This window comes from Arenibacter nanhaiticus (genome assembly GCF_900141935.1).
Taxonomy (GTDB): domain Bacteria; phylum Bacteroidota; class Bacteroidia; order Flavobacteriales; family Flavobacteriaceae; genus Arenibacter; species Arenibacter nanhaiticus.
In genome coordinates, this window is record NZ_FQYX01000004.1 from 139071 (window position 1) to 150919 (window position 11849).

Consider the following 11849-nt stretch of genomic DNA (forward strand, 5'->3'; position numbering starts at 1 on the left):
CTTAAAAACCTTAACGAAGACCGTAATTATCAAGTTGAGCTTGGTTGGGCAGGGCAGCAATAGCTCCGAAATTAGTAGTGGTAATGGCACCTGCCTTATTGGCTTCTGAAACCATCGCTTCTAATTGGGCTCCGTTTTCCCATAGGGACATGGGGCTTTCTTTAGTGGCCAGTATTTTTAATAAACACCCTATAAAAGCATCGCCGGCTCCGGTGGTGTCTACGGGGCTTACCTTTATGGTCGGAATTATTTTTTTTAGGGTCGGAGTACTTACGTAGGTGCCATCTTCACCTAGGGTAACCGTAATTATTTTTGTGCCCAGGGCATGAAGTATTTCACAAGCCTCTTCCAAAGTTTCTTTTCCGCTGAGAAGTTGGGCCTCTTCCAAACTAAATTTACAAAGGTGTGCTTTAGCGATATAGGGCCGGCATTTCTTTGTAAAAATAGCTTCGGAGCCTTTCCATAGATCTCTTCTATAATTGGGGTCGTAACTGATAAAAGCATTGTTCTTGGCAGCGTCTTTTAAATAAAGGGCGTAGGTTTCTTCTAAGGGACCGCCCAAAAGGGCCGTTGCAGCTCCAAAATGGACAATATTTCCGTTAAATTGAGCTGATAGTTCAGGCTGGTATGTTAATTCCCTGTCTGCGCCCCTGCTAAAGACAAAGTCCCTTTCTCCGTCCATAGCGATGGATACAAAGGCCAAAGTGGTAAAGGTTTTGGAACGCTGGGCAAAGGAAATATCTATACTGCCTTCTTTAAGGGTATTAAGTAAGAAGGATCCAAACGGATCTTTACCCACACATCCCACAAAAGCACTTTGTCCGCCAAGTTTGCTGATGGCACAGGCTACATTGGCCGGGGCGCCCCCTGCTTTTTTCGTAAATTCGGTGGCCTTGGAAAGATCACTGCCCTGCTTTTCGGCGATGAAGTCGATCAATAACTCTCCGATACAAAAAACTTTTTTCATCCGCTTTGCTTATTTAAAAGCATAAATTAAACAGAAATATGCATTAAAACTAGCTATGCCCCTAAATTTATAAATTTAGGGGCATAGCTTTCTAAAATATAAGCTCAACTAAAGACCTATCCGCATTTCGAAGATCCACAATCCTTACAGGTAAGGCAGCCTTCTTGGTAGATCAGGTTGTTAGAGTTGCAGGTTTCGCATTTTTGGCCCTTTACTGCTGTACCGTCTTCTACATAACGTTTTAAGGCTCTGGCTACACCATTTTTCCAAGTGTTGATAGATTCGCTGTCCAATTGCAGGCTGTTGATAAGGTCTACCACATTCTCAATGGGCATACCGTGTCTTAGGGTGCTCGAAATTAGCTTGGCATAGTTCCAATATTCCGGGTCAAACTTATGGGAAAGCCCTTCAATGGTGGTTTTGTAGCCTCTTTTGTTCTTGTATTGAAAATCGTAACGCGAGGAACCGTCCTCGTTCCTGTTCTTAATGATTAAACCGTTATTTACCCAACGAGGGATTAATATGCCGTCTTCATCATCGGCCATTCCAGTAAAAATCTCATAGGGTTTGTTGTTTATTAACCCGATAAAGGCAATCCATTTTTCCTTGTTGTTTTGAAGTCTTACCACATCGGCCTCCAATATCTGTGGACGTTTGGTAGGGAAGGGAGTTGAGGCTTCTTCCTCTTCTTTCTTCGCAGGTTCATTGGAAATTAAAACACCGGACCTAGAGCCGTCTCGGTAAACGGTAACACCTTTACAGCCTGCTTTCCAGGCTTCTAAATATAATTTGCCCACCAAGTCTTGGGTCGCTTCATTGGGAAGGTTTATGGTAACACTGATACTGTGGTCTACCCATTTTTGTACCGCCCCTTGAAGGCGCACCTTGCTAAGCCAGTCTACATCATTGGAGGTCGCTTTGTAGTAAGGAGATTTGGCCACGATTTTCTGTAATTCTTCGTGACTGTAATTTTTTGTGGTGTCTATACCGTTGACGGACATCCACTGTTTAAATTTATGGTGAAAAACGGTGTATTCCTCCCAAGAATCGCCAACCTCATCTACAAAATCTACCCGAACATCCTTGTCGTTGGGGTTTACTTTACGACGACGCTTGTAAACAGGAAGGAAAACAGGTTCAATGCCCGAAGTGGTTTGGGTCATTAAACTCGTGGTTCCTGTTGGTGCTATGGTCAATAATGCAATATTCCTGCGTCCAAATTCTAACATCTGATAGTAGAGTTTTTCATCGGCCTCCTTAAGACGAAGAATAAAAGGATTGTTTTTTTCTCGCTCGGCATCAAAAATATCAAATGCCCCTCGGTCTTTGGCCAAATGCACAGAAGCCCTATAAGCCTCTAAAGCGATGGTTTTATGTACTTCAATGGAGAAGGAATTGGCCTTGTCGCTTCCATAGCGTAAGCCTAATGCTGCTAACATATCGCCCTCGGCAGTAATGCCTATCCCGGTACGTCGGCCTTGGGCGGCCTTTTCTTTAATGTTCTTCCATAAATTATATTCTACTGCCTTGGTGCTTTCCAATTCAGGGTCCGACTTTATTTTTTCTAAAATAACATCGATCTTCTCCAATTCAAGATCAATAATGTCATCCATAATGCGTTGTGCATCAGCAATATGTTCCTTGAACAAGTCAAAATTGAAACTAGCGTCCTTGGTAAATGGCTGGTCTACGTACGAGAAAAGATTAATGGCCAACAATCGGCAAGAATCATATGGGCATAAAGGAATTTCACCACAAGGATTTGTAGAGACCGTTTTATATCCTAAATCAGCATAACAATCCGGAACGGATTCTTTGATAATGGTGTCCCAGAATAGAATACCTGGTTCTGCGGACTGCCATGCGTTATGCACTATTTTACCCCAAAGTTTTTGGGCGTCAATAGTTTTCTCTACCTTGGGAGAGTCACTGTGGATAGGGAATTTTTGGATGTAAGGAACACCGGTGTCCACAGATTGCATGAAGGCATCATCCATTCTAACGGAAACATTGGCGCCGGTTACTTTTCCCTGCTCCATTTTTGCATCGATAAAATCTTCTGCATCCGGATGGTTTATAGAAACCGATAACATTAAGGCGCCCCTTCTGCCGTCTTGTGCTACTTCTCGTGTACTGTTAGAATACCGCTCCATAAAAGGCACAAGGCCTGTAGAGGTAAGGGCCGAATTTTTTACCGCGGACGACTTTGGACGTATGTGCGACAAGTCGTGCCCAACACCGCCGCGACGCTTCATTAACTGTACCTGCTCTTGGTCTATTTTCATGATGCCCCCATATGAATCGGATTGTCCTTCATTGCCAATGACAAAGCAATTAGAAAGGGATGCAATTTGAAAGGGATTGCCAATTCCGGCCATCGGGCTTCCTTGAGGGACGATGTATTTAAAACTCTTGATAAGGTCAAAAATTTGCTCCTCGGTTTTAGGATTGGAGTACTTTTTTTCTATGCGGGCGATCTCCTTTGCTATTCTACGATGCATGTCATCCGGTGTCAACTCATAAATATTGCCTTCAGAGTCCTTGAGGGCATACTTGTTTATCCATACCCTTGCGGCAAGATCATCTCCTTTAAAATAGGCAAGAGAAGCTTCAAAAGCTTCTTCTTGGGTATAGGTCTTTTGTGGTCTTTGGGCTATTTTAGTCGACATAGAATAAGATTTTAAGGTGAATGTGTTTATAGTATCAAGGCAAAAGTATTAAAAATAAATTCAACAAAAATACGATGTATATTATAAAAGTTTGCAACAAAAAACTATTAAAACACTGAAAAAGAAGCGTATATGATATTTTAAAACGTAAAAAGTGAACAAATAAAAATTATTTTTTTTATATGTTATTTTGTTTCTTATGCTGTTTTGTGTGTGTTTAATCGGATAGGGCCTATAGATACGCGGTTCAAGTGATATGTCATTCGTCTTCATCGTTTTAACAATTTTGGAAATTTTCTTTTTAGTTGGTTTTAGTATTGTTATTACAGCGCTATTTGCGATTTTTGCAAGATGAGAATACTGGTAATAGGAGATGTCCACGCTGGATTAAAAGCGCTACAACAGGCAATGGAAAGAGCCAAAGTCACGCCCGACGACCATTTGATCTTTTTAGGAGATTATGTCGATGGGTGGAGTGAAGCCGTAGAAACCGTTAATTTTTTAATGGAGTTAAAAGGTACCTATAGCTGTACCTTTTTACGGGGAAATCATGATGAGTTGTGTCTCAATTGGCTGCAAAGCGGCGAGGATAACCATCTTTGGTTGCAGCACGGCGGCAATGCCACACTGCATTCTTACAGCCATCTGGCCGAAACAAAAAAAGAAGCCCATGTCCAGTTTTTCAATACTTTGGAAAATTATTATCTAGATGAAGAAAATCGCTTGTTTCTTCATGCAGGATTTACTAACTTAAAGGGTGTAACAGAGGAGTATTTTACAAAGACCCTTTATTGGGACAGAACCTTATGGGAATTGGCACTGTCCCTAGATCCAAAACTAACCATAAAAGATGCTGTTTATCCGCAAAGACTAACGCATTACAAGGAGATATTTATAGGCCATACCCCAGTGACAAGGATAGGAAAGACAACCCCGCAAAATGCAGCGAATGTCTGGAATATCGATACCGGAGCGGCTTTTATGGGGCCATTGACCATCATGGATGCCAACACCAAAGAGTATTGGCAAAGCGACCCGGTACATGAGTTTTACCCTTTAGAAAGGGGTAGAAACTAAATTTAATGCCCTAGGAGGGCAATATTTCAAGATTAATAAAGATATTTACAAAAAATTATACTATGTCAAATAAGAACGTTAGAATAGAAGTAATGAAAGCCATAGAGAGCAAGGTAGAAGGCTTTATAGACTCATACCTTATTCCTATAAATGATATTTGGCAGCCTACAGATTTTTTACCTAATTCTGAAAGTGATACCTTTTTGGACGATGTTCATCAAATTCGCGAAGAGGCCAAGGAATTGGGGTATGATCTATGGGTGACTTTGGTGGCCGATACCATTACAGAAGAGGCCTTGCCTACTTATGAATCATGGTTGATGGATGTAGAAGGGATAGATCAGCATGGAGAAAATAAAAATGGCTGGTCCAAATGGGTACGCCATTGGACTGCAGAAGAGAATAGACATGGCGATGTCCTAAATAAATATCTGTATTTGTCCGGTAGGGTAAATATGCGCGAAATGGAAATCACTACCCAACATCTTATTGCAGATGGTTTCGATATTGGAACGGATAGGGATCCATACAAAAACTTTGTTTACACCTCTTTTCAGGAATTAGCGACCAATATCTCTCATAAAAGAGTAGGTCAAATGTGTAAAAAAGGCGGCAATTCTCTGTTAGGGAAAATGTGTACCATAATCGCTGGGGACGAAATGCGCCACCATTTGGCTTATAGGGAGTTTGTGAAGGTAATCTTTGAACAAGATCCTAGTCAGATGATGTTGGCCTTTGCAGATATGATGAAGAAAAAGATTGTGATGCCCGCGCATTTCCTCAGAGAATCAGGAGGGGAGATCGGATCGGCATTCGAGACTTTTTCAAATTGTGCTCAGAGACTTGGGGTGTATACCGCACAAGATTATATCGACATATTGAAAAAACTGAATTCTTATTGGGAATTAGATAGTATTAGAGCTTTAAATGACGACGCCGAAAGAGCTAGGGATTATCTTATGAAATTGCCAGACAGATTAGAACGTATTGCTAGTAGGATGAAGTATCCAGAAGACCAATACAAGTTCAAATGGGTCGAGGCCAATGGTAGAATGGTATAAAACGAAAGCCGGTTATTGTAACCGGCTTTTTTTATGGACTTTTTTTAAGTAATTTTTTCCAGCGCAACTCAAAAGGCTGTTTACAGTCATATATACGTCGGGGCAATTCCAAATTTGTATAGAAGGCAATATTATAATTTGGGCGTTCCCTCCTTCGTCGGTCGGGCTCTTGGCTATATCCCTTGCGGTGCTGCGGGGATGCCGCCGCGATCCCTAACGCAATTTGTTGTATACTCGAAGCAGTGCTCAACTGCCAAGAAACATAGAGCTAAGTAGAAGGTCCCTAAGCCTTCTTGTAAGTGTCTATTAGGAAAAGAACGGAATGCAAGCCGGTGCTGTCCTGTTTTCGTGACCTTACAACAAATTATAGTTTACCCCTCTTATGTTCGTCTTGCCATCTTTGTAGTTCCTTCCACTTACCTTCATAAGCCATTTTGGCTTGTAATGGCCATGACGAAGGGTCGTGAATTTTATAACGGTCGCCACCGGAAAGCAAAACTTCCTGACATTTGGAAACCGATGATTCCGATAACGCCTGCCAAGTAGTAATGTCGGATGAATGGAATAACAGCTGAATTTTTGGACCTATACCTTCCACTACCTTTAAGTCGTTTTCCTTAATACTTTTTCCCAGGGCCGCCTTGGCGGCAGTAGCACTAAAGGGAATCGAATTATTAGCTGTAGCTGCTTTGGTCATCGGTGGGGGTGTAATCGCATTCGAAGGTATGGGGGCAGCATTCATTTCCGTTAGCTTTTGGTTACAGGTCAATAAGTCGGCCTCTAATTTGTCGTTCTTGCTTCTAAGGCTTGTTAATTCTGCCGATTGATCGGGAGCTGCAAATTTGCCTTTGCCCATAATATATCCTATGATGGCACAAATGATTCCAACTATAATCAGAATTATCCAGCTCCAGCCGTTTAGGTTTTCAAGGTTCATATTGGTATGGTTTTAAATATAGGTTTATTGTTTTTTGGTGATTGATAATTCATCGTACTCCTTTCCGAACATCGATTAAAAATATCCGGACACCCTATGTCCTTCTTCATAGGTTTTTGGATTTTTACCTTTCGAAGGAATGGGGGAAATAGATCAGTAGATCTATGGACAAGAATAATGCTTATAAGTAGGGGGTTTGCTAGGTTTTTCTTTTAGTCATCGTTGGCTTGGATTAATGGTTGTAGTCTACAATGTATTAAAAAAAAATCCTAAAAATATTAAAATATAAGACGAAAATTATTCTTTATCAGTTAGTTAAGAACGATATGGTGAATTGGTGAGATTTTTTGTTTCTTCCTTAAAAACCCTTTTTTTCCAGACTATATGTACTGAATAATACATCATAATGGACATTTATACAGCTATGGTTGTCAGGTGTACATATCTAGGTTGTTGTCATGGTTTTAGGTTGTATTTTAGTGTCCCTAAAAAGTAAAATGCTAACCGTCCAATGTAGGGGGGCTAACAATCGAAGGTCGGGCTTCGGCCAATCCTTGGGATAAAAAGTAAAATGTGAAGGAAAAAAATAGAAAGAACTAATAAGGTTTATCACCTGAGTGAACAAGATTGGCAATCCATACAATGGGACATATGAAGACACTACTAAAAATTTGGAATTTTGTGTGTATGGTTGTATTGCTTGGAGCACAGTCACTGCTCCGTGGAAGATGGTCTGTAGGTGAGTCAAAGGCCCTTAAAAATAGAACAATAGAATAAAAGTATTTGGTCCTGAGTTTTAAAGGGTAATAATGGAAGATTTTTTATTTGAGTTAGTTAGCTGTAAAGCCCGCTATTTGCCGAAGTTGATTCTGCATATAGCGGGCTTTTAGTTATAAAGTTATAAGGGGATTACAAATCAAATTTTATCCCTTGTGCCAATGGCAGCTCTGTAGTGTAATTAATGGTATTGGTTTGTCTTCTCATATACACTTTCCAAGCATCTGAGCCAGATTCACGTCCGCCACCAGTTTCTTTTTCTCCTCCAAAGGCACCACCAATTTCGGCGCCAGAAGTTCCTATGTTTACGTTGGCAATACCACAATCCGATCCATTTACCGATAAAAACCTTTCTGCTTCCCGTAGGTTATTGGTCATAATTGCCGAAGATAATCCCTGTGCTACGCCATTTTGTATCTCCAAGGCATTTTCTACATCCCCGGAATATTTTAATAGGTACAATACCGGGGCGAAAGTTTCATGTTGTACAATAGAATAGGAAGGTTGGGCTTCGGCAATGGCCGGTTTTACATAACAGCCACTTTCGTATCCGTTACCGCTTAATACACCACCTTCTACCACAATATTACCACCTTCTTCTACTACTTTTGTTAAGGCATTCTGATACATTTTTACCGCATCGGTATCGATCAGTGGCCCAACATGGTTGTTTTCGTCCAGTGGGTTCCCAATGCGTAGTTGTTTATAGGCCGTTACTACGGCATTTTTAACGGTATCGTAAATATCCTCATGGATAATTAACCTACGGGTAGAAGTACATCGCTGTCCGGCGGTACCTACAGCACCGAACACAGCGCCAATTACGGTCATTTTAATATCGGCATCCGGAGTCACAATAATGGCGTTGTTACCACCGAGCTCCAATAAGGATTTTCCTAAACGTCCGGCAACCTCTTGGGCGACTATTTTACCCATTCTGGTAGAACCTGTGGCAGATATTAAAGGGACTCTGGCATCTTTGGTCATAAACTCTCCTACCTTGTAATCGCCATTGATTAAATTAGAGATTCCTTCAGGCAAATTATTGGCCTTAAAGACATCTGCGGCAATTTTTTGGCAGGCAATACCGCACAAAGGTGTTTTTTCACTAGGCTTCCAAATACATACATCGCCACAGATCCAAGCTAAGGCAGTATTCCATGCCCATACCGCTACTGGGAAATTGAAGGCCGATATAATACCTACTACTCCCAAAGGGTGGTATTGCTCGTACATTCTATGACCTGGTCTTTCCGAATGCATGGTAAGTCCGTGTAATTGCCTAGACAAGCCAACAGCAAAATCACAGATGTCGATCATTTCTTGTACCTCGCCCAGTCCCTCTTGGTAACTTTTTCCCATTTCATAGGAAACTAGTTTTCCTAAAGGTTCCTTTAATTCGCGGAGTTTATCACCAAATTGACGTACAATTTCGCCTCTAAGGGGTGCTGGTTTAGTTCTCCATGTTTTAAAGGCCGCGGTAGCTGTAGTGATAACTTTGTTATAATCTTCTTGGGTGGTAGCCTGTACTTTTCCTATTAATGCTCCATCTACAGGAGAATATGAGGATATGATTTCTCCAGAAGAAAAGTTCTCGGATCCAGTAGAAGTGCCTGGATTAATATCTTGAATCCCTAATTGCTTAAGGGCATCATTAATTCCGAAGGTTTTTGCAATTTGTGACATTTTATAACTTTTTTATTTATAAATGTTAGATTTATACAAAGCTATACATTTAGACTTTGTATTGCTAATTGCTATAAATATAAAAATGAATATTAGTTTTTAAATTAAATTTTCTAAATTTTTGCAACTTAGGGTAAAACTAGTTCCTTGGGGTGAAGAATCATAGGTTAGCTTTCCTGTAATTTGTTTGCAGAACGAATGGATGATTTTAAAGCCTATACCATCGGTGTTATTGGGATCAAAGTCTGGCGGTAGCCCCTTGCCGTTATCGACAACAGCAATATGAATAAGTCGCTCCCCATCGAGATCCTGGCTAACGGTAATACCGAGATTTTTATTGAACTGCTCTTCCCTAAAGGCGTGTTTTAGTGCATTGGTGACCAATTCTGAAATAATAAGACCAATTGGCAAGGCTACATCGAGGTTTAAAGTGACCTGTGAACAATGGATGGCATAATTGACCGAAGGAAGTAATTTTTTCTGATACGTCATTAAATCGGTTAAGTACTCCTTTAAATTTACCGATTTTGAATTCTCGTCCTGGTAAATTTTCTGGTGCGTAAGGGCAATGGCAGATATTCTGGACTGACTTTCTTCTAAGGCCGCTATGGCCGCTTTATTGGTGAGCTTTCTTTTTTGAATATTAATTAAGCTCGAGGTCATTTGTAGATTGTTTTTCACCCTATGGTGAATTTCCTGCAGCAGGTTTTCTTTTTCCTTGTTCGATTTTTCTAATTCCAAGGTCCTACTTCGCACTTCGTTCTCTAAGGTGTTTTGGTACCGATCATTTTTGAGGGCTATAACCCCTATTAAAGAAGAAATGACGATACCGAAAAAAAATAAAAAATACGATTCCCTAGTATGCGGATATACCAATAAGCCTTCCTTGGCAAAATATTGAATTTTCCACCTTCTATAGCCAATATCAAGGCTTGTCTCATTGCTAGCCTTAAGGTTGTTGTTCTCTATGTGCATTGGGGAACTACTATATAAAGGGGTGCTTTTTTCAGTAACGTCGGTAATTACAATATCCAAGACCTTCATCTCTGGCCCCAAAATAGTCTCGATATAGGCGGTCATGTCATACACGCCAAGAACATATCCGTCGGCCTGTTTTTTTTCGGTACCGAAGACGGCTTTTGCCATAACAAATCCAAAGTGCTCTCTGTTCTTTGAAGTGATTAAATTTAGGGGTTTAGAGCTTACAATCTTTTGGGTGCTGTCTGCCAATCTAAGAGCGCGTCTAACCATGGGGACCGAGACGATGTCCAAACCGATGACCTTCCTTAAATAATCCCTTGGGTTCGTATAAATAATAGGATAATAGTCTCGCCTTGGAGCAAAGGTTCCATCGGGTGAATTGAAATTTATTTTCGCGATATTGAAACTGTTATCCAAGACCCTTACTTGGGCATCCCCTAAATGTTTTATGTTACCCTTTGTTAACCGTGGAGCCCACTCTAAAGCTCTTATCCCCGGTAAACCAGAAATAAAAGGGTTGGTAAATTCTATATACTTATCTAGGGTAACCTCCTCATTGTTCTCAAAAAAGAACGCCATAGACTCTAGTACCGTATTTACTTTTAAAAGCTCCTGTTTGAATTTTAATTTAGCTCTCGTAATGGTATTTTCTACAAATACCTCGTTTTCGGCAATGCGCCTTTGATTAGCATAATGGAAAAGTATAGAAGAAATTAATCCGCCGATCAAAAGGATAATTAGGTATTTATAACTTTTCTTACTGATCATTAATTAATAGAGAATTAAAGGTAATATCCGGATAATCACATTTTTAAACTTTTTAAATATACGCTATTCTTCGGCAATAAATCTTTTATCTACAGGCATTACGCTTCCGCAATTCTTACAGGTCCTATGATCTAAGGAGGAATAAAAAGTTTTAAAATGCGCTAGAAAATCTTTTTCTATATCATTTAAGGTAAAATACGCTTCGTAGAGCTTGTGATTACAGTTGTCACAAAACCAAAGCAGCCCGTCATCGATATTCATATCGGCACGTTTGCGTTCTATGACCAATCCTATAGATCCTTCGTGCCTCACTGGGGAATGTGGAATTTTAGCTGGGTGCAAGTACATATCCCCAGGACCTAAAAACATCGTTTTCTTTTCCCCATTTTCCTGAATATGAACTTCAATAGTACCCTCTATCTGATAAAAAAGCTCTTCGGTTTCATTGTAGTGATAATCCTTTCGGGCGTTTGGTCCGGCTACGATCATTACAATATAATCGCCGGCATCCTTATACAGATTTTTATTGGCCACGGGCGGCTTTAGGCTGTCCCGATTTTCGGCTATCCATTTTGTTAAATTGAAAGGAGGTTTTACAGACATAAGTATTTTTATTTTAATGCATTTTCAAAGGTACTGTGTTTTCGATAAGAATGTTTTATAGAAAACCACCAGTTTATCATTGTTTCCAAAGAATACGAATTAAAAGTAACAAAAGAAAATGTCTTTCAGATGGCTTACTAATAGAACAATTGGGTAAAATACAGATTTCCAGGGGAATTCACCTGAATACTGACCGCGGTATGTGTACATTCTCTTTTCCATAGTAGCGTGACTTGTAATGTACTTTGTTGCTATGGGGTCTCGGTGCCAGAAGCGACATTATAGGCCAAAGAAAAAAATAATGAAGGCGTGTTTTCATCCAT

Annotated in this window: 8 protein-coding genes; 2 read left to right on the top strand and 6 right to left on the bottom strand. The window is 40.2% G+C overall.

The features are described from left to right. Positions 1-10 precede the first annotated feature (10 nt). Both BUA16_RS04020 and BUA16_RS04025 read right to left on the bottom strand, forming a co-directional pair. Positions 11-967: a carbohydrate kinase family protein gene (locus tag BUA16_RS04020; RefSeq protein WP_072763353.1), complete on the bottom strand. Its 957-nt coding sequence runs from the start codon at positions 965-967 to the stop codon at positions 11-13. A gap of 116 nt (positions 968-1083) precedes the next feature. Then, positions 1084-3636 carry an adenosylcobalamin-dependent ribonucleoside-diphosphate reductase gene (locus BUA16_RS04025; protein ID WP_072763354.1) on the bottom strand — a complete coding sequence of 851 codons (2553 nt, stop codon included), beginning with the start codon at positions 3634-3636 and terminating at the stop codon, positions 1084-1086. Positions 3637-3987: 351 nt separating this feature from the next. On the opposite strand from BUA16_RS04025, the gene BUA16_RS04030 reads away from it, so the two are divergent. Together BUA16_RS04030 and BUA16_RS04035 are read left to right on the top strand one after the other, a co-directional pair. Further along, entirely contained in the window at positions 3988-4713 is a 726-nt protein-coding gene (locus BUA16_RS04030) for a metallophosphoesterase family protein (RefSeq protein ID WP_072763355.1), read from the top strand. 62 nt (positions 4714-4775) lie between these two features. After that, positions 4776-5774, top strand: coding sequence for an acyl-ACP desaturase (locus BUA16_RS04035; protein ID WP_072763356.1), 999 nt, complete (start codon positions 4776-4778; stop codon positions 5772-5774). A gap of 364 nt (positions 5775-6138) precedes the next feature. On the opposite strand, the gene BUA16_RS04040 is transcribed toward BUA16_RS04035, so the two are convergent. The 4 genes from BUA16_RS04040 to BUA16_RS04055 all read right to left on the bottom strand — a co-directional run bounded on the left by BUA16_RS04040 (position 6139) and on the right by BUA16_RS04055 (position 11526). Further along, entirely contained in the window at positions 6139-6711 is a 573-nt protein-coding gene (locus BUA16_RS04040) for a hypothetical protein (protein ID WP_072763357.1), read from the bottom strand. Between the two features lie 909 nt (positions 6712-7620). Continuing rightward, entirely contained in the window at positions 7621-9174 is a 1554-nt protein-coding gene (amaB, locus tag BUA16_RS04045) for an L-piperidine-6-carboxylate dehydrogenase (RefSeq protein WP_072763358.1), read from the bottom strand. A gap of 99 nt (positions 9175-9273) precedes the next feature. Next, positions 9274-10923, bottom strand: coding sequence for a histidine kinase dimerization/phosphoacceptor domain -containing protein (locus tag BUA16_RS04050; protein WP_072763359.1), 1650 nt, complete (start codon positions 10921-10923; stop codon positions 9274-9276). Between the two features lie 63 nt (positions 10924-10986). Next, positions 10987-11526 carry a 3-hydroxyanthranilate 3,4-dioxygenase gene (locus BUA16_RS04055; RefSeq protein WP_072763360.1) on the bottom strand — a complete coding sequence of 180 codons (540 nt, stop codon included), beginning with the start codon at positions 11524-11526 and terminating at the stop codon, positions 10987-10989. Between the last annotated feature and the right edge of the window lie 323 nt (positions 11527-11849).

What these genes read in the sequence shown, in the direction of transcription:
- BUA16_RS04020 (WP_072763353.1), bottom strand. Translation starts at nt 967, where the DNA reads ATGAAAAAAGTTTTTTGTATCGGAGAGTTATTGATCGACTTCATCGCC.
- BUA16_RS04025 (WP_072763354.1), bottom strand. Translation starts at nt 3,636, where the DNA reads ATGTCGACTAAAATAGCCCAAAGACCACAAAAGACCTATACCCAAGAA.
- BUA16_RS04030 (WP_072763355.1), top strand. Translation starts at nt 3,988, where the DNA reads ATGAGAATACTGGTAATAGGAGATGTCCACGCTGGATTAAAAGCGCTA.
- BUA16_RS04035 (WP_072763356.1), top strand. Translation starts at nt 4,776, where the DNA reads ATGTCAAATAAGAACGTTAGAATAGAAGTAATGAAAGCCATAGAGAGC.
- BUA16_RS04040 (WP_072763357.1), bottom strand. Translation starts at nt 6,711, where the DNA reads ATGAACCTTGAAAACCTAAACGGCTGGAGCTGGATAATTCTGATTATA.
- amaB (WP_072763358.1), bottom strand. Translation starts at nt 9,174, where the DNA reads ATGTCACAAATTGCAAAAACCTTCGGAATTAATGATGCCCTTAAGCAA.
- BUA16_RS04050 (WP_072763359.1), bottom strand. Translation starts at nt 10,923, where the DNA reads ATGATCAGTAAGAAAAGTTATAAATACCTAATTATCCTTTTGATCGGC.
- BUA16_RS04055 (WP_072763360.1), bottom strand. Translation starts at nt 11,526, where the DNA reads ATGTCTGTAAAACCTCCTTTCAATTTAACAAAATGGATAGCCGAAAAT.